Origin of the sequence: Sulfurimonas gotlandica GD1 (assembly GCF_000242915.1) — a bacterium.
Classification (GTDB): domain Bacteria; phylum Campylobacterota; class Campylobacteria; order Campylobacterales; family Sulfurimonadaceae; genus Sulfurimonas; species Sulfurimonas gotlandica.
In genome coordinates, this window is sequence record NZ_AFRZ01000001.1 from 1,723,251 (window position 1) to 1,745,900 (window position 22,650).

Consider the following 22,650-nt stretch of genomic DNA (forward strand, 5'->3'; position numbering starts at 1 on the left):
GAGTGAAAATGAGTGCATTTGATATGTTAAAAGCTCAAATCGGTAGACGGTCATTTTTAAAAATGGCCGCTGTCGCTACAGCTTCAAGTGTTACAAATAGCTTCGCTAATGATGGTATAACAAGAGCTGCGACACAAGAGGAAGTGAAAAATCCTTTTCCAGGCTCTAAAAATGTTAAATCTATTTGTACAGCATGTTCTGTAGGATGTGGTGTAATTGCTGAAGTTCAAAATGGCGTTTGGGTAAGACAAGATGTCGCACAAGATCATCCGGTCTCTCTTGGTGGTCACTGCGCTAAGGGTTCTGATATGATTGATATGGTCAGATCAGAAGTTAGACTAAAGTACCCGATGGTAAAACAAGCCGGCCAATGGAAAAGAATTTCTTGGGATGAGGCTTTGGATGGTATATCTAAAAAATTAGAAAACCTAAGACAAACGGTTGGACCAGATTCAACAATGTTTTTAGGATCAGCAAAATTTGGTAATGAACAATCGTACTATTATAGAAAATTTGCTGCAATGTTTGGAACTAATAATATAGATCACCAAGCAAGAATTTGACATAGCTCTACAGTTGCCGGTGTGGCAAATACATGGGGTTATGGTGCTATGACAAATTCACTTGGAGATATACAAAACGCTAAGGCAATTATAATTTTTGGAGCGAATCCTGCGGTTAATCACCCAGTTGGTTTTCAACATTTTTTAAAAGCTAAAGAGAGAAACAATGCAAAGATAATTGTTATTGATCCTAGGTATACAAAGACTGCTGCAAAATCAGATTTATATGCACAGATTAGACCTGGTACAGATATTCCTTTTATGTATGGAATGTTAAACATTATTTTTGAAAACGGCTGGCATGACAAAGGTTTTATCAAAGATAGAGTTTTTGGAATGGAAGACATAATGAAAGAGGCTAAAAATTGGCCTATTGAAAGAGTTGCGGATGTTACAGGAGTAGATGCCAGTTTGATTATTCAAATTACTAAGGCGTATGCGAAAGAAACTCCAGGTACTTTAATCTGGGCTATGGGACTTACGCAACACAGTAATGGTTCATCTAACACTAGAATGGCTCCAATCCTACAACTTGCTCTTGGAAATATGGGTATCGAAGGTGGCGGATGTAATATTCTTAGAGGTCATGATAATGTTCAAGGTGCTACTGATATGGCATGTTTATCTGACACACTTCCTGGTTACTATGGCTTAAGTGATGGTTCGTGGAAATATTTTGCTAAGTCATGGGGTGTTGATTATGATTGGTTAGCCGGAAGATTCAAATCTAAAGAGTGGATGGGCAAAAAAGGCTTTACATTAGCTAGATGGTGGGCAGGTGTTCTTGCTGGTAAAGAAGGTGAAGATGCTATTCATAATAATGGCACAAATCTAAAAGCACTGTTTGTTATGGGCAATGGTATAACATCAACAGCTCAAACTAAAAAAGTAAAAGAAGCCTTAGACAATCTAGAATTAGCAGTATTTTGTGACCCTTTTGTTAATGAAGGTGCAATTCTTACTGATAAGCAAGATGATGTTTATATTTTACCGGCTGCTACTCAATTTGAAACAGCAGGTTCAGTTACTGCAACAAATAGATCTGCTCAGTGGAGAAGTAAAATCATTGAACCGATGTATGAGTCTAAAACTGACCAAGATATTATGTTTGCGTTGGCTAAAAGATTAGGTTTTTATGATGAACTTACGGCAGGTATGAAAATTAAAGAGAATAAAAAAGATTTCACTTGGCCAGAAGATGCGACTGATGAAATAGCAAGAATAATTAAAACTATCGGTTTAACTGGTTGGACTGCTAAAAGATTAAAGAAACACCAAGAAAATTGGCATATGTTTGATCAGATTTCTGGTCGTGGATATGGCGAGATGAAAGGTGAATATTATGGCTTGCCATGGCCATGTTGGACTGAAAAACATTCAGGGTCAGCAGTACTATACAACATCAACAGAAGTGTTGCTGAGGGCGGTATGGGATTTAGAAACAGATTTGGGCTAGAGCATGAAGGGCATGATTTATTATCAGGCAAAGGTTCTGCACCTAAAGATTCTGCTAATAAAGACGGTTACCCAGAGATTACTGCAGAAAATATTGAAAAAGTTCTTGGCATTACGCTAAGTGCTGATGAGAAGAGTAAAATTGGTAAAAACTGGAAAGTTGATACTTCTAATATTATTGCTGAGAAATGTATGCAACGCGGTATAGCTCCTTATGGAAATGCTAAAGCGAGAGCTAAAGTTTGGACATTCCCTGACCAGATTCCAATGCACAGAGAGCCTTTACACTCCCCAAGACAAGACTTAGTGAAGAAGTATCCAAGTTTTGCAGATAAACCTAACCACTTTAGAGTTGATACAAGATATATTTCTGAACAGAGCAAGCAGGATTGGTCTAAAGACTTCCCTATTAATCTAATTACAGGAAGACTTGTAAATTTAAATGGTGCAGGTATGGAAAATAGAGCTTCTAAATATTTAGCAGCGCTTACTCCTGAAATGTTTTGTGATATTAACCCTAATTTAGCTGGGATGCATGGAATTCGTGATGGAGATATGATGTGGATACATTCACCACAAGGTACAAAGATTAAAGTAAAGGCCAAATTCTCTTATTCGGTTTCTGAAGATAGAGTATTTATACCTATTCACTTTGCAGGTGTATTAGAAGGTGAAGATTTATCTCACAAATATCCAAAAGGTACTAAACCTTACGCAACTGGTGAGAGTGCGAATACAGTAACAAACTACGGCTATGACATAGTTACCCAAATTCCTGAGACTAAGGGTGGTTTATGTCGAGTTGAGCGAGCATAGGAGAGCATGATGAGTAAAATAGATGTTTCAAGAATGAAATTTTATTGTGATGAAAATCGATGTATTCATTGTGATGGCTGTTCCGTTGCATGTGCTGAAGCGCATGAATTACCGGTTGGAATCAATAGAAGAAAAGTTGTAACAATCAATGAAGGCATCCAAGGAATGGAGTTCTCTTTATCTGTTGCATGTATGCATTGTACAGATGCTCCTTGTGAGCAAGTATGTCCAGTTGATTGTTTCTATATTAGAGAAGACGGTATTGTCTTACATAATAAAGAGGTATGTATCGGTTGTGCTTATTGTCTATATGCCTGTCCTTTTGGAGCTCCACAGTTTCCTAAAGATGGTGCATTTGGAACCAAAGGTGTAATGGATAAGTGTACTATGTGTGCCGGTGGTCCAGAAGAGACTAACTCTCATAAAGAGAGAGAACTTTATGGTCAAAATAGAATCGCTGAAGGCAAGGTCCCGGTATGTGCTTCTATGTGTTCAACAAAAGCACTGCTAGTCGGTGATTCTGCTGATGTTTCTAATATTTTTAGACAAAGAGTTATGTCTGCTGGACATGGGGTACAATCCGCGCCTTATGGTTGGGATAAAGCTTATGGAAAATAAAAGTTTTCTTAGCGAATATAAGGCCTATTTAATTATAGGTTTTTTATTCGTCCTTTTAACATATTGGTATTTTTTCTTAGCAACAATTGCTGATTTAGGTTATGTATTTAATTTTACTTTGCAAATTTTACAAGGAAATTTTACCGGACAATTAGTGCCATTTGATAGTTTAACTCACTATCAGCAGATGGAAGTAGGACTTTTTGGACCAAACTATGATGCGATAGCACCTGAAGTTATTCGTGCATTCGAAGAGAGACAGCATCTATTGCCTTTAGTTTTTTTGGTAGAGTTCTTCCTATTTTTGACTATGTTTATTGTTGCTAAAGGAAGAAAACAAGCAAATATTACTAGAGGTAGTGAAAAAGTTCAAGTATATTCACTCTTTCAAAGAGTGGTTATTTTATTAAACATTATAGTTATGATTTATCTCTTTATAACAGGGTTTTCAATCACTTTTGGAAATGTAACCGGCGGTGGATTAATAGCTAGATATATGAGAGCAACACATGAGATAGTTGGACTTGGCTGGATGCCAATCTGGCTTATTATGACAATAATTGCTTTTAAGGATCATAAGTATTTTGCAAGGCCAAGTGCAAAAACATGGAATAATTTTTTCCTTAGAGGAAAATATAAACCAATGGATAGAATAAACTACTATGCATATGTAGCTTTTGGAGCTACTCTAGTTTTTAGTGGATTTATTATTTGGTACATAGTACCAGATTCGGCAACACATGCCGAAGTTATTCAGTTCAAAAGATTTATACTGTTTTTTCATTTTTTAGGAAGTGCAATTATTTCTTTTTTTACATTTGAAACCGTTTACTCTATGTTTGCAGCTGTAAAAGGCTATATTCCAGGTGTTGTAACCGGTAAACTACCTATCGAATATCTAGAACAGTTAAGACCAGATGTTTTAGAAGAAGAAGCTTTAGGAACACAAGTTTAGCATTGTGCTCCCAAGGGAGCAAATGCTTTTCTTATTAATTATAAAATATTTTGCTTTATAATAAAAAATGATATACTTATCTTATGTCAAATCAAAAAACAAATAAAATTATCGTCATTGGCGGTGGCTACGGTGGGCTGCGTACAGTTGAAAAACTAGCTAAAAATCCAAATAATGAGATAACACTATTTGATAAAAATCCATACCATTTTATGCAAACAGATGTTTATGATCTCATAGCAAATGAAGAAGATTTCGCACAAGTAACAGTAGACCTTTTTACATACTGTATGGGCTTTGATAGTAATGTGGTTTTTTACAAGCAAGAAGTTACTAATATTGATTTTAAAAATAAAAAAATAATTACACAAATACAGAGATATACATATGATTATCTTGTGATAGCTGTTGGATCAAGAACAAAATTTATGCCCAGTATACCAGGACTTAGAGAGTATGCTTATGGCATAAAAGCACTTCATCGTGCTATGTACTTTAAGCAGAAATTTGAGATGTCCCTCTTTAACAAAGTTGATGAGAGTGGAACTGTATGTACTCCAATAAATATAATAATAGCTGGTGCAGGTCTTAGTGGTGTTGAAATTGCGGCTCAAATGGCATCATTTTCCAGAGAGTTTTATCGCAGAAATAATTTTATTTGCAGAAAGCTAAATATAGTTCTAATAAATTCTGGAAAAACAATACTCAAAGGGATGGATAAGCATTTAGTAAAGAAATCACAAGAGAGATTATTAGACTTAGAGATAGTTATTAAACATGAGAGAAAAGTAGTTCAACTCAGTAGTAATAGTGTAAAGTTGAGTGGTGGAGAAGAGCTACATATGGACTTTATGATATTTGCAGGTGGAGTTGAACCAAATGGTTTGGTGTATGATTTAAATCTTGTAAAAAATGAAGATGGATATATAGTCACAAATGACTCTTTTCAAGTTCCCCAATACAATGAAGTATTTGCGATTGGAGACTGTACTACTATTTATAATAATGGTGAGAGAGTATCACCGACAGCAGATGTAGCAGAGCAAATGGCAGATATTTGTGCAAAAAATATAAGAAATTTAATCTTGGATAAACATCTTCTTAAACATAATATAAAATCTCGTGGTACATTAATTGCCTTAGGCAGAGGTTACGCTGTTTCTAAACTTTTTGGTTTGTATTTTAATGGTTATATTGCCCATATAGTTAAAAAAATAGTAGAGAAAGTTTATGCAAAAAGATTGGACTATAGATCAAACCGTGGATGCAAAAAAATCTTTAACTGTTAACAACTAATCTTTAGTTAGATTTGATATAATCACTTCATGAATTTATTATCAGCAAAAAACCTATCACACACATTTGAATATGAGCTCTTTAGCGATATATCTATGGATTTAGATGAAAAAGAATCAATAGCAATTATTGGAATAAGCGGAAGTGGTAAATCTACATTGCTTCATATATTATCAACCCTTTTAACCCCTGATAGCGGTAGTGTTAGTCTTTTTGCTGAAGATGTATCACAGATGAATAAAAAGAGACTAGCAAAGATAAAAAGAGATTCTCTTGGTCTTGTGTTTCAGTCTCACTATCTTTTTAAAGGCTTTAGTGCATTAGAAAATTTAGAAGTAGCTGCAATTTTATCAGGCCAAGATATAGATAATGAAATATTAAAAAGACTTAACATATATGAGGCAATTAATCAAAAAGTTACAGAACTTTCCGGTGGTCAGCAGCAAAGAGTTTCAATAGCCAGGGTTTTGACAAAACAGCCTCGTATACTTTTTGTAGATGAGCCAACTGGGAACTTAGATAAGTTGACTGCACATGAAGTGATGGAGATATTCTTTGAATATATTGAAAAAAACAGTGCAGGTATGGTGCTAGTAACGCATGATGAAGAGTTGGCTTTTAAGTGTAAAAAAGTTTATAGATTGGAAAATAAAAAACTTGTAGCAGTTAAGTGAGTAAAATGTAATGGTATCTTGGGCAGAAGTTTTTAGCGACACTTATATAGTCGGCTTTATACTTCTGTTTTTTCGTTTTGCAGCACTCTTTATGGCAGCTCCAATATTCTCTCACAAAAATATTCCGATGACAATAAAAACTTCAATGGCATTTTTCTTTACAATAGTCTTTTATTCCTCAATGCCACCGCTTCAGATAGATATAAATGTACCTACTGTTGTGCTGGCAATACTTAGTGAATTATTATTTGGTCTGGCAATAGGAGTAGTTTTACTACTTGCTTATAATGTTATAACATTCGCTGGTGGACAAATATCTTTTATGATGGGTTTTTCTATGGCTAGTGCAATTGACCCTCAAACTGGTGTATCAATGCCAATCATCTCACAATTTTTATCTCTCATGGGATTGATGATTCTCTTAGCTATTGATTTACATCACTGGTTATTGCTTTTTATAGACGGTTCATTAAGTGCTATACCATTAGGTGGATTTTTATTGACTGAAGATCTTTTTAACTATATGATTAAAGCCACATCAAATATGTTTATAGTTGGTTTTATGATAGCTTTTCCAATCATCGCACTATCATGGTTAGCAGATGTTATTTTTGGAATGCTTATGAAAACAATGCCTCAGTTTAACCTTCTTGTAATTGGTTTTCCTATTAAAATCATGGTTGCATTTATGGTTCTCATTGCAACTTTTAGTGCGACAATGTTGATTTTAAAATCGCAAATGCTCGAAGCTTTTAATTATTTAGAGATGTTTTTTTAGTTTTTTTTTGATACAATGATAAAACTTATGCCCTCAAAGGAATAGACGTGAATATATTACTTTTAAATGATAATCCAGTAGTTACAAAACTAGTAACACTTAGTGCACAAAAAACTTCTGATGAACTAGATATTGTTAGCAGTGTTGAAGAAGTAGAAGCTGGAACTTACGAATTATTTGTATTAGATGATACTCTTTATAGTGAAGAAATACTAAATGAGATAAAAGAAAAAGTAAAATTTAGCAAGTCATTATATATATGTTCACGCGATGCCCAAGAAGTAGAGGGGTTTACAGCGACATTAAGAAAACCATTTTTACCAACTGACCTAGTTGAACTTTTTGCTAGTTTAGGTAAAGACGCAACTACAATCGATTTAGGAACTGATGAAGAAGAATTAGACTTAACTGACTCCTTAGAAGAAGTAATAGATGATAGTGAACTTTTAGAGTTGGCTGATGATGATATTGAAGAGCTTGGTGAGTTAGGTGATATTGATGATTTAGACGACCTTGATGACATGGATATGGACTTAGACTCTGAACTTGGGGAAGAATTAAATTTGGAAGAAGATGCAGAAGAGTTAGATGGACTTAGTCTAGATGATGAAGAAGAAGATCTTGACGACATGGATTTAGATTTAGGTGATATTTCACTTGAAGATGATGAAGAAATCGATGAGCTTTCTTTAGATGATATCGATTTAGGTGAAAGTGTTTTAGACAAAGATGAATTACAAGAGGTGCAAGATCTTTTGGAAGAGACAGAAGACAACACGGAAGAGTTATTCTCAGATAACATTAATGATGAAGAGCTTGATGATATGGACTTAGGGGACTTAGACTTAGAAGATGATTTAGATATTGACGACTTATCACTAGACGATGAGGATAATAAAAAATCTGTTGACGATGCTATAAGTGATGAGTTAGAAAATATTGAAGAAGATTTGGACTTAGACATGGACTTAGGAGATGACACTGATCTTGATGATCTATCTTTAGATGATGATTTAGATCTCGATGGCTTATCACTGGATGATGATGAGACTGAAGAAGAAGTTAAAAAAGCAAGTCCAGAAGAATTGCCTGAAGATGAGATAAGTGATGAAGATGAAAGTCTTGATGAGATGGACTTAGGGGATTTAGACTTAGATGACGATGACGATGATTTAAATATTGACGACTTGTCATTGGATGATGAAGAAGAATCTCTTGAAGAAGTGAACACAGATGAGTTAGACGAAGCCGAAGAAAATAATGAAGAAGAAGAAAGTCTTGAATCAGAAGCGATTGCTGAAGAGTTGGATTTTGAAGATGAGCTAGACATTAGCGATGACTTAGAAGCAGAAGAAGAATTTAACATTGATGATATCAGCGATGAAGAATTAGAGAGTAAGATAGAAAGTGCTGTTCTTGAATTAAGTGATGAAGACTTAGAAAGTGAACTTGATGAGGATACACTTTTAGATATAGCTGTGAGTGATATTAATGGGCTAGAGTCATTAAATACAAGAGATATAAAACTTGCAATTGGTGAAGAAGTTGGAGATGAAGAAGTAAATACAGATGAATTGGATGAAGTTGAAATTACAGAAGATGTAGATCTTGAAGAGTTAGGTGAAGTAGAAACTATTTCAAAAGATACAGAAATCACGCCTGACAACGACGGTGTAGAATCATTGAAAAAATTATTAGCAGCACTTTCAAATGAAGACGTGGTAGCTTCTATGAAGGGCATGAAGATAAATATAAATATAACATTAGGTGACAAATAGTGAATAAAAGCGGAGCAGTTTTAGTTCTCTCAGGCCCAAGTGGTGCCGGAAAAAGTTCTTTATTGAATAAAATAATAGATGATATTGGAGAGTGTTATTTTTCTATTTCTACAACAACTCGTCCTATCAGAACGGGTGAAGAAGAAGGTGTACATTATCATTTTGTAAGCGTAGAAGAGTTTAAACAAGATATTGAAGATAACAATTTCTTAGAGTATGCGCTTGTTCATGGAAATTACTACGGGACATCTATAAAACCAGTTCGTAAAGCATTGTCAGACGGTAAATTAGTTTTATTTGATATAGATGTTCAGGGAAATACAGCTGTAAATAACAGACTTGGCGATATTACTACTTCAGTTTTCATTACACCACCGACTCTCTCAGAGTTGAAGAAAAGACTTGCCGGTCGTTCAACTGATTCACAAGAAGTTATGGACGGACGTTTAAAGATGGCTAAGAGAGAGATACAGAGAATAAGTGAATACGATTTTTTAATCATAAATGATGATTTACAAAGAGCCGCAAATTTATTAAGACAGATAGCTATAACTGCAAGAATGAAAACTCCAAATAATGAAATTAATGATTTCGTACAAAAATGGGAAGATATAGAACAGTAGAGTTACAAAACAGTGATGATAAGAGTATTTACAGCAAAGTGTAGATATACTCTCGCATTAATTTTATAAAAAAAAGGAAAAATCATGGGAATGCCTGGTGGAACAGAACTATTAATAATATTTGGAATTATCGTACTTTTATTTGGTGCTAAAAAGATACCTGACTTAGCAAAAGGTCTTGGTAAGGGAATCAAAAACTTTAAAAGTGAAATGAAAGAGACAGATGAGATTGAAACAGCATCTACTGAAGCTCCAAAAAAAGTAGAGAGTGGCGAAGAAGTTGCATCTACTGAAGCTCCAAAAACTACAACACAAGCATAATAATTGAAACAACGTGTATCGGCGCTCTTGCGCGAAAAGTTTGGTCGTGAAGTTGTTTTAGAAAAACCTAAAGATCGTACTTTCGGTCATTTTGCTACACCAATTGCTTTTTCTTTAGCTAAAGAACTTAGGAAGTCTCCTATGGTCATAGCTGAAGATTTAGCCTCTTCATTTAATGAATCAGAAATTTTTTCTAGTGTCGAATCAGTAAAAGGTTACTTGAACTTTCGTCTTAGTGAAGACTTCTTAAATGAGTATGGAGATTGGGCACTGCAAAACCAGAGTGAGTTTGGTAAACAAGAGAAAAAAAGTAAAATACTTCTAGAATTTGTTAGTGCTAATCCTACTGGTCCTCTACATATTGGTCATGCACGTGGTGCTGTTTATGGAGATACACTTTACAAGCTTGCAAAGCATTTAGGTTATGATATTACAGCTGAGTATTATGTAAATGATTCAGGAAATCAGATTGATTTACTTGGTCTTTCTATCCAGCTTTATGGACGTGAAAATATACTTAAAGAGAGTGTTGAATATCCTGAGAGTTATTATCGCGGAGAATATCTAGAAGGTCTTGCAAAAGGTGCTGTTGAGAAGTTTGGTAAAGAGATTTTAAGTGATGAATCTCGTCAAAAAGAGCTTGCACTTTGGGCTAAAGACGGTGTTATGGATATTGTAGTAAATACTTTAGCAGACACAAACATTCACTTTGACACTTTTGTAAATGAGTCATCTCTTTATAATGACTGGGAGAGAGTTATGAAAAAGATGGGTGATGGCATCTACAAAAAAGACGACAAAGTCTGGATAGCATCTGAGGCAAAAGGCGATGACAACGATAGAGTTGTTGTACGTGAAGATGGCCGACCAACTTATCTAGCTGGAGATATAGTGTATCACAATCAAAAATTTGAGCGCGGATATGATCACTATATTAACATCTGGGGAGCAGACCACCATGGTTACATCCCAAGAGTTAACGCAGCAGTGGAATATCTGGGATATGACTCAAGCAAGCTTGAAACACTGCTTTCTCAAATGGTAAGTCTACTTAAAGATGGTGAACCATATAAGATGAGTAAGCGTGCAGGTAATGTTATTCTTATGAGTGATATTGTTGAAGAGATAGGCTCAGATGCACTAAGATTTATCTTTGCATCTAAGAAGAGTGATACGGCTTTAGAATTTGACTTATCAGAGTTTAAGAAGCAAGATAGCTCAAACCCTATTTTTTATATTCAGTATGCTCACGCTAGAATTCAGACTATTCTCTCAAAAAGTAACTACTCGAGAGAAGAAATATCTGCGTCTTCATTAAAAGGACTTGATGAAAATGCGGATAGTCTTCTTTTTGATGCTCTTTTGCTCCCTGAGATAATAGAAGATGCATTTAGTTCTCGTCAAGTTCAAAAACTTACTGATTATTTAAAAGCACTTGCGGCTTCACTTCACAAGTTCTATTATGATTGCAGAATCATTGGAACTGATGATGAAGCAAAACTTTTAAAACTTCTTTTAGTGGTTGCATTATCGTTAAAAACAGGTCTTTCACTTCTAGGCATCAAAGCTAAAGACAGGATGGTTAAAGAGGAAGAGTAGGGAAAAGTTCTTTTATCTCTTTTAGAGAACTTTTTGGAACCTGAATCAGGATGGGATTTTTACTCCCATCTAACCATAAGTTTATCTCCCTCATCTGGGCTAAACTCATCGAAGTACATCCAGCTGTAGAAGCATCTTTTGATTTTTGAACATGTAAAAATATACATGAACCTGCTTGCTTTTTCTGATCTTTATTGTGTGCAACAACTACTCCCAATTCGTATTGATCATCCTTTCTTCTCATTTGCTCAAAACTTTTTGGCCGCAATTTTGGCATCTGGATTATTTTATTATAGTCTTTGGAATCAGAATCATCAACACAAATAAGTTTTTTTGATAGAAAAATGTAATTTAAGTTAAAAGTTTGTTTTTCGTAATAACCGAAAGTAGATACGAGTTTAAAGATGCCTGCAGGTGCTTTTTTATCACCTTCTTTTTTGATTGGATCGTTGTTTTTTTGCTTTAGTTTAAACTCTCCTATTCCCCATGCTAAGCCATTTGTACCTATGTTTACATCAATCGTATTTAATACTTTTTTCCCATCTTCATAACAGCTGAGTTTTGCTTTTGAAGAATTAAAATTATCACTAACAACTAAGATTATTTGCTGTGAAGAATATAGGAAATTTTGCAAAATAAGGAGGATTAAGAAAGTTTTTATCATAAGGTATGGTACTATTACTAAGATATGAATTTAATTAATTTTTGGAAAATATTATGAGTATGAAAATAAGAAAAGCTTTAGGTACCGACGCCCATTTTTTGGCACAGATGATTCTGCAAAGCTCTCGTGCGGACAAACAGATTTGTATGTTCGACTTGATTTTTGGATCAAAGAACAGTGAAGACACTTTAAGAAATATAGAAAAACTAACAACAACAACAGCGAAAAATCATTGTCATTATAGTAATTTTTTGATTGCTGAGATTGATGGTGAAAGTGTTGGATCATTATGTAGTTATGAGCCAAGAATAGCAACAAGAGAAGCATTTTTAGATGCACTTAAAGAGATAGATTGCGATGATAATGTAGAAGAGTTTTTAGAGGTTTTAAACTCTTGTGATTTTGAACTAAACAATAGAACTTTAGTATTTGATTTTATGGAAGAGATAGAAGGACATATGGATGTTGGAATATTAAAATCACTTATGCAAAAAAGTCTTCTAACTGCAAGGCTAAAAGGTTATCGTATAGCTCAAACAATGGTTGAGATAGGCTCACTAGAGACATTGCTTTACTATAAAAAACTAGGCTTTAAAGAAGTAAAACAAAAAGAGTGTGAACTCTACAAAGAAAAGTTTGGTAGAGCTGGTTTAGTACTTTTAGAATATGAGTTTTAATCATAGAGACATCAGTCCTCTCTCTTCTTCCCTCACTCCTTGCGATTGCTTTAGCCCTTTATACTAGAAGTGTTCTTCTATCCCTCTTTAGTGGGATAGTCTTAGGTCTATTAATTCTGAATGACTTCGCTATTTTTGCATCTGCGGAGGAAACTTTTGAACTATTTAGTTCATTGCTTATGCAGGCTTGGATAGTGAAAACTTTAGGTTTTGCTATTCTTGTTGGAAGTATTATGGCTTTGATAGATAAGAGTGGTGGTATTGATGGTTTTGTAGATTTTATGCAAAACAGGGCAAAAGTTATTAGTTCAGCTAAATCAGCTCTGCTTCTAAGCTATATGATTGGTGTTGTTATTTTTATAGAGTCATCTATAACATCATTAATAGCAGGAGCAGTTGGAAGACCTTTTTGTGCTAGGTACAAAATACCACAGGCCAAACTTGCTTTTGTCTGTGACTCTACATCAGCACCTATTAGCTCCATAATAGTTTTAAATGCTTGGGGTGCACTTCTTCTTGGCCTTATCTCAACGCAGATAACACAAGGTGTTATAGAAGCAAATGCTATTGACTTACTGATAGACTCGATTTTTTATAATTTCTATGCGATGAGTGCTTTGGCTGTAACATTTATTGCTGTATGGTTTAATATAGACATAGGACCAATGAAGCATAGTAAATATATTGCTGTTGACGCTAAAATAGACCTCCCTAATCCTCAAAGTATGTATTATATGCTATTACCAATTTTATTGATGGTTTTTTTTGTATTTGTTTATTTATATATTACCGGTGATGGAAATATCTTAAAAGGAAGCGGTTCAAGTGCTATTTTCTACACAGTATTGACTACTCTTGTATTTACACTCTTTTATTATGTGGGCAAGAAAAATATGACTCTAAAGACTTGGAGCAAGACTACTGTCAAGGGAGCCAAAAATCTACTTCCTATTGCAGCGATTTTACTTTTTGCTTTTGCCATAGGGGAGGTTACAAGTGAACTTGGCACTGGTCAATATCTGGCTTCACTAGCGAGTGAAAATCTTAGCATCTATCTTACAGCAGCTGTGATATTTTTGCTTAGTTCACTTATATCTTTTTCTACGGGAACTAGTTGGGGAACATTTAGTATTATGATTCCGATTGCTGTACCAATGGCAGTTGCAATGGATGCTGATGTCGCTCTTGCAATAGGTGCTGTGATATCAGGAGGAATTTTTGGAGACCATTGTTCACCTATCTCTGATACTACAATTATTTCATCAATGGCAAGTGAGTGTGAAGTCATTGAACATGTTAAAACTCAACTTCCGTATGCCTTGATTAGTGGACTTATTGCCCTTTTATTGTTTCTCTTAGTTGCATTCATCTCTAATTAATATTCATTCAAAATATAAAGTGATATAATATTTTAAAACAGTATTGACTTTCGTTAGTTGAAGATTAGATTAAGGGTGGATTAAGTGAGAAAGATTGTAATTTTATTGGTAGGGCTTAGTGTTTTTCTATTTGGAAGTGAGCTTATGGAGAGTACAGATTCTAAGTATGAACAGGCTGTAAAATCTTATAAAGAAAAAGACTTTAAAAATAGTTATGAGATCTTGTCAAAGATATATATATCAAAACTCTCAGATGCAAAACTTAACTTTTATCTTGGTCGTTCTGCATTTGAAACAGGGAACTATGAAGTAGCACTTGCTGCTTTTGAGAGAGTCGAGATGCTAGACCCTGCAAATCTTGGCAACAAGCTTGAAATGGCTAGAACATACTTTATGCTTAAGATGTATGAAGATTCTGAACTGGCATTTAAAGAGGTGCTGGAAAATCCAAATATACCTCAAAATCTTAGAACAAATATAGAGCTGTATCTATCTAAAGTTACAAAGGTTCAGCAAAAATCATTTACCTATGCGACTGTAAACCTTGACTGGGTGTATGACTCAAATGTAAACTATGGGTCAATAGATAGTCAATATAACATAAATACAGGAACTCTTCCAGGAACTCCAGAACAATCAGATAGAGCCTTACAAGTTTATGCTGATATAGTAAATATTTATGACTTGGGTGATAAGAATGGTTTTGCATTTAAAAATAGATTTACTCTATTTTTAAAAGATTATCAAAAACTAGATGCTTTTGATGTGGCGTATATAGGTTACTCTCCAAGTCTTCTTTATAAAGAGACTAAGTATCTTGTAGAATTTGTACTTGGCTTAGATGTATTAAACCTTGCTGATAAAGAGTATCTTCGTACGGTGGGTTTTACTCCTAGATTTGAATATAGCCACACAAATACACTTAGAAGTATAAGTCATATAAAGTATCAGAAAAAATACTTTTCTCAAAGTGCTCAGTATGATTTAAATTCAGATCATTATGAATTAGCATATTCACTGCAAAATATTCTTTCTCCACGCTCATATATTCAAGGCAATATAACTGGTATTAGAGAGAGAAAACATCACGGTACAAGAATCGATGTAGACTATGATGAGTATAGAGCAAATGTTGTCTATGCAAATCAATTTACAGCGATTTACGGTACAGAACTTTTTGCTGAGTATAGAAGAAGAAACTATGAAGATCATAGTACACTTTTTGGTAATACTAGAGTTGACAACGGTGCAACTGCAGCAGCAACTGTTAACGCACGAATTTTAAAAACCCTGCGTCTGCATCTAAAAGGTACATACAATAGAGTTGAATCAAATCAAGACAGATTCAGTTATCAAAAATATACAATAACTGCCGGCTTGAATAAAACATTCTAGGAGCAAGAAGATGAAACTTTTAACAAAAATTGTTCTATTGGTTTTCTTATTGAGTGCTGCTATGTTTGCAAAAGATGTTGCGACAGTTACTGCTCTAAATGGTAAAGCATTTGTAGAGAGAGAGGGCACAAAAGTAGAGATTACCATTGGCGCATCTCTGCAAGAAAAAGACACAATATTAACAGATGACAAAGCTAAGGTACAGATAATCTTTACAGATGAGACTATTGTAACAGTAGGTAAAAACTCTAATTTTTCAATTAGCGAATATATGTTTGAAGACTCTCAAGAACCTGTTGCAAAGTTTGCAATGATAAAAGGTGCGATGAGGACTATAACTGGTAAGATAGGAAAAATTGCACCAGATAAGTTTCAAGTTCAAGCAAAAACTGCACTAATTGGTATACGTGGAACTAACTTTAGTGTCCTTGTTGGCGAAGATGACTCTGTAAATGTATATTGTACATATGGAGCTATCAGTGTAACAGTTGATGGCACAGAACACGTAGTTCAACAAGGTTTTTATATCAGCGTATCTCCTGATGGAAAAGTTGAGATAAAAGAGTTCAGTCCACAAGACTTAAAAGATATGAAAGATAAAAACTTTGGAAAGAGTGCATCTAAAAAAGGTAATGCAACTGATGATGCAACAGCAAGTAATGAGGGTCAGATTGACACTACTACTGAAGAGATGGATAATATTGTTATAAAAGATATATCTGATAGTGTTGTAGATGCTGAACAAACATCTAGTGAAGGTCCTACAGCAAATTCCGTTATTGCAGGTTACTCTATGACTAATGCTCAATATACAGGTACTTTTTCTACTACAAGTAATAACACACCATCTTTTCCTAATAGTGGTACTGCAAATTTTGATGTAAATTTTGGAGCTGATACGGCTACATTGACTTTAAATCCTGGTTTTGGTCAAAGTGAAACAGCTACATATAATGAAACTTACACCGGACTTAATACGAATACATTTAGTGTAGATAAAGGTAGCCCTGGTGGAGGCTTACCAGAAGGTACAGCAAGTGGTATATTTTATGGTCAGTCAGGTAATACAGCAAAAGGTGATTTTACTTATGTTCCAGATGGGTATACTACCTCACAAAAAGCTATAGGAACATTTAACGTTACAACAACGCAGACATTACAGTAAATAGGAAACATTATGAAATTTTTACAAAAAATGATTTTACTGATTTTATTTTTAGCTTTTAATCTCTTTGCAAAAGATGTTGCAACGATTACCGGTTTAAACGGAAAAGCATTTGTGGAGAGAGACAGTAGTAAGATAGAACTTAGTTTAGGTGACAAGCTTCAAGAAAAAGATACTATCGTTACAAATGACAAAGCTAAAGTTCAGATTATTTTTAAAGATGAGACTATAGTCACTATTGGAAAAAACTCTAACTTTTCTATTAATGAGTATCTTTTTGAAGATAGCCAAGAACCGGTTGCAAAGTTTGGTATGTTAAAAGGTGCGATGAGAGCTATAACTGGTCGTATTGGAAAAGTAGCACCTGATAAGTTTATGGTAAAGACTAAAACAGCAACGATGGGGATACGCGGGACGAACTTTAGCCTCCTTGTCGGTGAAGATGGTTCATATCAGGCATACTGTACATTTGGAGCTATTAGTGTGAGTGTAGGTGGGACAGAACATGTAGTTCAACAAGGTTTTTTCCTCTCTATATCTCCTGATGGAAATGTAGAAGTAAAAGAGTTTACGCCAGAAGATTTAAAAGAGATGAAGAAGAAAAACTTTGCAAAATCTACATCTAAGAAAGGTAATGCTTCTGAAGATGGAGATACATCTGCGAACAATGATGGACAGCTTGATAATACTACAGAAGCGTTTGATAATGTAGTCGTTAAAGACATTTCTGAAAGCGTTGTAGATGCTGAACAAACAACTGATCTTGCTTCTTTAATAGCTTCATATAGTATGGATAATGCTGTATATAGTGGAACTTATGCAACTACCGTTGATAGTGGCGGAGATTGGGGAAGTGCTGAGGGAGGTACTGCAACATTAAATGTTGATTTTGGAAATGATGTATCTTCTTTGGTTCTCAACGATGGAAACAATGACTTTACTGTAAGTGGAACTACTACTATTGAAGGAACTAGTTTAAAATTAATTGGTAATAACGGAAGCGATATTGTTAATGGTACATTTGAAGGTGCAACAGGAAACAAAGTAACAGGAAATTTTTCTGCAGATGTTGGTGGTAGTGGTGATGAAAAAGGTACATACACAGTTACAACTGAGCAGGTACTACATTAAATCATGAAAGGCAAGTATAAAGTTCTCATACCTCTCTTTATACTCCTTTCACTACTCCTCTCTAGTGCATACCTCTTTTTACCTACTCACTTTCAATCACTTGACAACAGAGTAAGAGACTTCTATTTTAAATTTCGCGGTCCCCAGAAGGCTAGTGAAGATATTGTTATTGTTGATATTGATGAGCGAAGTATTAAAGAACTTGGTCAATGGCCTTGGGAGAGAGATAAATTCGCTCGCATCTTAAACAATTTAACTGCATCAGATGCCGGAATAATAGGGCTGGATATTGTCTTTAGTGAAGCAGACAAAACAAGTCCAAAGCGTCTTGCCAAGAAGTGGGGTATAGATGCTAAGAAGATGCCTGACTATGATCTTATACTCTCACAAACAGTAGCATCTACTCCTACAATACTTGGTTATGTTTTTGATTTTGATGCAGATAATACAAATGAAGCTCCGCAAGTTCCTGCAATATTTATAGAAAAAGGGAAAAAAGAGATAGAGTTTCTCCCCTTGGCTCGTGGTGTTCTGCCAAATTTAAAAGTCATCCAAGATTCAGCCTACTCAAGCGGATATATGAATAATATTCCTGATGAATCGGGAATTATTCGTAGTGTTCCTTTGATGATAAAGTATCAAGAACAACTTTACCCGTCACTTGCTTTTGAGATGTACCGTGTAGCAACTCAAAGCAGAAAAGTAGTAGCTACATATTCGGACGCAGGTATAGAAAATGTCCAAGTTGGTAAACAAGTCATACCAAGTGATAGGTTTGGACGACTATATGTAAACTTTAGAGGACCGTTTAAGAGTTACCGCTATATCTCGGCAGTTGATGTTTTTAATAACACTATAGATAGAAAACTTTTAGAAGGTAAATTTGTACTTATCGGGACATCCGCTTATGGGCTTATGGATTTACGTTCTACTCCTATGGACAGCGTAATAGCCGGAGTTGAAGTTCACGCAAATATGATTGACAATCTTTTAAATGACGATATGATGAGAAAGCCCTCATGGGCAGAAGTGGCAGATTTAACTGCTATTGTTTTGATCGCTTTTATAGTTATATTTATATATTCAAGATTTTCTCTTTTGATATTGAGTCTGGTCTATCTAGTCTCATTTTTCGCTCTGATGTATGCAAACTACTATCTGCTATTTACAGAGTATGTGATAATAAATTCTATCTTTCCACTTGTTTCTATATTTCTATCTCTTGTTGGGACTCTTGGGGTTAACTACTTTTTTGAGACAAGACAAAAAGATATGATTAAAGGTAAGTTTGCCACTAAAGTAAGTGCCAGTGTTATGGAAGACATCCTCCAACACGCTGATTCAAATGCACTTGAAGGACAAGAAAAAGAGATTACAGTCTTTTTCTCTGATGTTAGAGGCTTTACAAATATCTCTGAAGCTATGGGAGATGCAAAGCGTCTGATTAAGTTTATGAATGAGATTATGGAGCCTATGACAGAGATAATCATAAATGAAAAAGGTACAGTTGATAAATATATCGGCGATGCAATTATGGCTTACTGGAATGCACCGCTTGATGTTACAGATCATGCAGACAGAGCAGTGTGTGCAAGTCTTAGACAACTTCACAAACTTAAAAGTTTAAATGATGAGTTGAGACAAAACCCAGACTTTGTAAATGTCACAAACATGGCAGATAGTTCTAACATCCCAATAGTCGATATTGGTATAGGACTAAACAGCGGAGTTGCTATTGTCGGAGAGATGGGATCTTCGATACGTTCAGACTACACTGTTATCGGTGATACTATTAACTTAGGCTCCAGACTTGAGTCACTGTGTAAGTACTACAACTCAAGACTAAATATTTCCAACTTTACAAAAAGTCAGCTAAAGGGAAAATATATTTACCGTTTTTTAGATCTTGTGACAGTAAAGGGTAAAAGCGAACCTATTGAGATATGGCAGATACATGATTTTGACAGAGATGAAAAAGAGCCTATCTTTTACTCTAGCAGGGAAGAACTTTTAGAAGAACTTGAACGTTATCATGAGGCGATAGACCTTTATAAGCTCCAAAAGTTTGCAGATGCATTAGTAATATTTAAAGAGCTTAATAACTTAGAAAATAAAAGTAACCTCAAAATATGTGACATATACATAGAACGTTGTGAACACTATGTAGAGTTGCCGCCTGAGAACTTTAATGGAGTTTTTGTACATACGACTAAAGGTTAGTCGTAAATGGAGCTTACTAAGCTCCTAGAGCGTTATTTATAGAGTAGCGCATATCTTCATCCAGATTTTCCATGCTTGTCAGCATCCATCTAAGGTATCCTGCATCTGAGGCTGCTACTTCTTGAAGAGTCTTACCTTTGTACTTTCCAAATCTAAATGATTTTACAAGTATCGGAGTGTTTGTAAGATCAACCATTTTCTCAACAGGATTTTCACTCGGATATGCAGCTGAAACAGCCTCTCTTAGTTTTGTCAAAAGAAGTTTTAAAACTAAAACATCACCGATAGCATCGTGAGCTTTTACAACTACACCTAAAGCATCTGCTTCTTTTTGCTCATCTTTGTAAAGAGCCATCTTGTAGCGAAAGTATTGAAGTCTGTGAGCATCTTCATCAGGTAAAATATGCTTAGCGACTCTTAGAGTATCTATAACTTTCATCTGAGTATTAAAGCCTTCTTTTTCAAGCATTCCAAGATCAAACGGAGCATTATGTATAATCATATAGTTCTCGCTGACATTTAACTCACACAATCTTTTATATGCAACACTGTCTCTGCAGGCAGGTTTGTTCTCCAGCATATCAGGAGTAATTCCGTGAACCTCCATAGCTCCAAAACTGATAGGCACATCAGATGAGTAAAACTCGTTGTGCACTTCTACATCTTTTGCACCAAGTACTACGTAGCCTAGTTGAATTACTCTGTCGTTCTCACCTACACCAGTAGTTTCAGTATCTAAAATCACATATTTTTTTGCCAACAATTATCCTTTTAAAAATGGGTCTAACATATAGTGCTCTTCCACATGCAAAAATTCTTCATTAAGCTCTATTTCTATGGTTTCATCTTTGATTTTGTAGCTGCAAAAAACAACAAACCTCATTGGGTAAGTGTTAGCATAGTATTTAAAATTTTTGACGCATAGAGGCTCATTTAACTCTTCAAAAAGAAATCTAATATACTTGAGAGCTTCTTTACTTGACTGGAGTTTCAAAAGGTTCAAAACAGTGTTTATTTTGATATCCATAAAGAGCTCTTTATCGTTTTCCAGATAAGTGTTGTAAATGGCACGAGCAAGTTTTAGAGCATCGTTATCAAATGGTTCTTGTAATAACTTCTGCTTTATTATTTCATGTAAACTCATAGTGCTAGTATTCTACCAAAATTTACCTTTTGCTTCTAAATTTTACTCTAAAAGTCTCAGTTTTTTTAGCATCTAGAACTACTTCAAATGAAAGAGTGTTTCCACGTTTAAACGTATAAGCCTTTGATGTCTCAATAGTGCTTGTTGTATTCTTGTTAAAAGGGATGAGAATCTCCAAAGTCTTTTTATCATCTGAGCTGTTTTTTAGAGTGTAGAGCACAGTTGCTTCTAGGTAACTTTTAGTGTCCGAACGACTTTCTATAGTCTCTTTTACTTTTAAATCAAAGTTTTTACCCAGAGCCAAGTTTACAGGTGTATCCTTTGGTGTGTGGTTTAGTGAACTCTCTCCCAGTAAAATATTGTTCGAGTTTAGTTTCGAGTAAGTTCTCACTACACCTTTTGGAAGAGCTAAATCAAGCTTTTTAATCTCTATGTACTGAGTCACATTGTGTTTTTGCTCTGATTGTAGATAGAGTGGATTTGAAGTAGTGCTAGAGTATCTGCGTTTTATGTCAATGGCATCTTGAGTTATAAATTTTATCTGAGTTTTTTCGTTGTTAGCCAGATTTACTTTAAACGGTATAGTATAAAAATGGTAACCTTCATGTGCTTGATGCGAAACATCTGGAGCAGCTTCCATCATTGCCATTGCCTTTTGGTATCGCTGTTGGGGTTGTGCTCTTTGAGCTCTATTGATGTCACCTGCTAAAACATAAAGGTTTGTGCCTTCATAGGCTTTTCCGGAGCGGTTATCTATAGTTATCCATCCTGTTAAGTCTGCTTTATCGCCGTTAAGGTTTAAGATGTAGTCACTCTTCCATGAAAGACTGTTTATTAGATAATCTATGTCCATTTTAGTGTTTAGATTTTTTCTAGCTTCTATGTTCCAAACCAAAGATGGTTTAGTGAGAAGTGAGTCAGGAATAGATTGAAAGATTATGTCTTTACTTAAAACTGAGACAATTTCATTACTGGCATCTCTGACTAGTGCATTTTCGCCGTTATGAGAAAGTAGGGTCGCACGGTTTATGCCTACTTTTACTTTCCTATTTATATGAGCGTCTAGGAGTTTAGACATAGTTAGTTTGTCAAAACGGTATTGTTGAGAATAAAGAGTCACAGAGTTAGGAAGAGCTACATTTACTGAGTCAGTCTCTATCGTACTTGCAACACCTTCATATATTATTTGTTTATCATCTCTATCGAGGTTAAGTTCTCTCTCTTCATGAACAAGCCCGATACCACCGTTGTAAACGATGAGTGAAGAAGAGCTTGGTTTAGGGCTTAGAGATGCGCTAAATAAAGACGAAGATAAAAGTATAAATGCAGACAGAGTTAAAGATATAGTTTTCATGGTAATCCTTTGGATATATGTTACACTATCAAAAAAAATAATGGG

20 protein-coding genes are annotated in these 22,650 nt (G+C 34.9%); 16 read left to right on the forward strand and 4 right to left on the reverse strand.

Translation table 11 applies throughout. From position 1 onward, the window contains the following. Nucleotides 1-8 precede the first annotated feature (8 nt). The 10 genes from SMGD1_RS08565 (at nt 9) to argS (ending at nt 11,476) form a co-directional block, all read left to right on the forward strand. Nucleotides 9-2,834, forward strand: a complete 2,826-nt coding sequence (locus tag SMGD1_RS08565) for a formate dehydrogenase subunit alpha (RefSeq protein ID WP_008341139.1) — start codon at nt 9-11, stop codon at nt 2,832-2,834. Between the two features lie 9 nt (nt 2,835-2,843). After that, the gene (fdh3B, locus tag SMGD1_RS08570; RefSeq protein WP_008335807.1) at nt 2,844-3,452 is read left to right on the forward strand and encodes a formate dehydrogenase FDH3 subunit beta; all 609 of its coding nucleotides are present in this window, start codon (nt 2,844-2,846) and stop codon (nt 3,450-3,452) included. Beyond that, nucleotides 3,442-4,407, forward strand: a complete 966-nt coding sequence (locus tag SMGD1_RS08575) for a cytochrome b/b6 domain-containing protein (RefSeq protein WP_039919911.1) — start codon at nt 3,442-3,444, stop codon at nt 4,405-4,407. Before fdh3B ends, SMGD1_RS08575 begins: the two co-directional genes overlap by 11 nt. Nucleotides 4,408-4,490: 83 nt before the next feature. Continuing rightward, nucleotides 4,491-5,696: an NAD(P)/FAD-dependent oxidoreductase gene (locus tag SMGD1_RS08580; RefSeq protein WP_008335530.1), complete on the forward strand. Its 1,206-nt coding sequence runs from the start codon at nt 4,491-4,493 to the stop codon at nt 5,694-5,696. A 36-nt stretch (nt 5,697-5,732) separates the two neighbouring features. Next, nucleotides 5,733-6,377 carry an ABC transporter ATP-binding protein gene (locus tag SMGD1_RS08585; protein WP_008335382.1) on the forward strand — a complete coding sequence of 215 codons (645 nt, stop codon included), beginning with the start codon at nt 5,733-5,735 and terminating at the stop codon, nt 6,375-6,377. Between the two features lie 10 nt (nt 6,378-6,387). Further along, nucleotides 6,388-7,155, forward strand: a complete 768-nt coding sequence (gene fliR / locus SMGD1_RS08590; protein WP_008336647.1) for a flagellar biosynthetic protein FliR — start codon at nt 6,388-6,390, stop codon at nt 7,153-7,155. A 47-nt stretch (nt 7,156-7,202) separates the two neighbouring features. Then, complete coding sequence (locus SMGD1_RS08595; RefSeq protein WP_008335571.1) at nt 7,203-8,933, forward strand: hypothetical protein; 1,731 nt, start codon at nt 7,203-7,205, stop codon at nt 8,931-8,933. Beyond that, complete coding sequence (gene gmk, locus SMGD1_RS08600) at nt 8,933-9,556, forward strand: guanylate kinase (protein ID WP_008335420.1); 624 nt, start codon at nt 8,933-8,935, stop codon at nt 9,554-9,556. Before SMGD1_RS08595 ends, gmk begins: the two co-directional genes overlap by 1 nt. A gap of 84 nt (nt 9,557-9,640) precedes the next feature. Continuing rightward, nucleotides 9,641-9,877: a Sec-independent protein translocase subunit TatA/TatB gene (locus SMGD1_RS08605; protein ID WP_008335361.1), complete on the forward strand. Its 237-nt coding sequence runs from the start codon at nt 9,641-9,643 to the stop codon at nt 9,875-9,877. A 3-nt stretch (nt 9,878-9,880) separates the two neighbouring features. Continuing rightward, entirely contained in the window at nt 9,881-11,476 is a 1,596-nt protein-coding gene (argS, locus tag SMGD1_RS08610; RefSeq protein ID WP_039919915.1) for an arginine--tRNA ligase, read from the forward strand. Here argS and SMGD1_RS08615 read toward each other — a convergent pair. Continuing rightward, complete coding sequence (locus tag SMGD1_RS08615; protein ID WP_241761462.1) at nt 11,460-12,110, reverse strand: L,D-transpeptidase family protein; 651 nt, start codon at nt 12,108-12,110, stop codon at nt 11,460-11,462. The two genes, argS and SMGD1_RS08615, sit on opposite strands and share 17 nt — an antisense overlap. A gap of 83 nt (nt 12,111-12,193) precedes the next feature. On the opposite strand from SMGD1_RS08615, the gene SMGD1_RS08620 reads away from it, so the two are divergent. The 6 genes from SMGD1_RS08620 (at nt 12,194) to SMGD1_RS08645 (ending at nt 20,107) form a co-directional block, all read left to right on the forward strand. Further along, on the forward strand, nt 12,194-12,817 hold the full coding sequence (locus SMGD1_RS08620; RefSeq protein WP_008341144.1) for an acyl-CoA acyltransferase: 624 nt from the start codon (nt 12,194-12,196) through the stop codon (nt 12,815-12,817). 194 nt (nt 12,818-13,011) lie between these two features. Then, on the forward strand, nt 13,012-14,196 hold the full coding sequence (locus SMGD1_RS08625) for a Na+/H+ antiporter NhaC family protein (protein WP_241761463.1): 1,185 nt from the start codon (nt 13,012-13,014) through the stop codon (nt 14,194-14,196). An 84-nt stretch (nt 14,197-14,280) separates the two neighbouring features. Then, nucleotides 14,281-15,591, forward strand: a complete 1,311-nt coding sequence (locus SMGD1_RS08630; protein ID WP_008335322.1) for a tetratricopeptide repeat protein — start codon at nt 14,281-14,283, stop codon at nt 15,589-15,591. A gap of 10 nt (nt 15,592-15,601) precedes the next feature. Beyond that, nucleotides 15,602-16,756 carry a FecR family protein gene (locus SMGD1_RS08635; protein ID WP_008335020.1) on the forward strand — a complete coding sequence of 385 codons (1,155 nt, stop codon included), beginning with the start codon at nt 15,602-15,604 and terminating at the stop codon, nt 16,754-16,756. A 12-nt stretch (nt 16,757-16,768) separates the two neighbouring features. Next, nucleotides 16,769-17,887 carry a FecR family protein gene (locus SMGD1_RS08640; RefSeq protein WP_008336268.1) on the forward strand — a complete coding sequence of 373 codons (1,119 nt, stop codon included), beginning with the start codon at nt 16,769-16,771 and terminating at the stop codon, nt 17,885-17,887. A gap of 3 nt (nt 17,888-17,890) precedes the next feature. After that, on the forward strand, nt 17,891-20,107 hold the full coding sequence (locus SMGD1_RS08645; protein WP_008335692.1) for a CHASE2 domain-containing protein: 2,217 nt from the start codon (nt 17,891-17,893) through the stop codon (nt 20,105-20,107). A 16-nt stretch (nt 20,108-20,123) separates the two neighbouring features. On the opposite strand, the gene SMGD1_RS08650 is transcribed toward SMGD1_RS08645, so the two are convergent. Genes SMGD1_RS08650 through SMGD1_RS08660 form a run of 3 tightly spaced genes read right to left on the reverse strand, consistent with a single transcriptional unit; the run spans nt 20,124 to nt 22,605 of the window. Continuing rightward, nucleotides 20,124-20,867 carry an exonuclease domain-containing protein gene (locus SMGD1_RS08650; RefSeq protein ID WP_008335805.1) on the reverse strand — a complete coding sequence of 248 codons (744 nt, stop codon included), beginning with the start codon at nt 20,865-20,867 and terminating at the stop codon, nt 20,124-20,126. A 3-nt stretch (nt 20,868-20,870) separates the two neighbouring features. Next, nucleotides 20,871-21,251, reverse strand: coding sequence for a hypothetical protein (locus tag SMGD1_RS08655; protein WP_008336022.1), 381 nt, complete (start codon nt 21,249-21,251; stop codon nt 20,871-20,873). A gap of 22 nt (nt 21,252-21,273) precedes the next feature. Next, nucleotides 21,274-22,605 carry a DUF4139 domain-containing protein gene (locus tag SMGD1_RS08660; protein ID WP_008336850.1) on the reverse strand — a complete coding sequence of 444 codons (1,332 nt, stop codon included), beginning with the start codon at nt 22,603-22,605 and terminating at the stop codon, nt 21,274-21,276. Between the last annotated feature and the right edge of the window lie 45 nt (nt 22,606-22,650).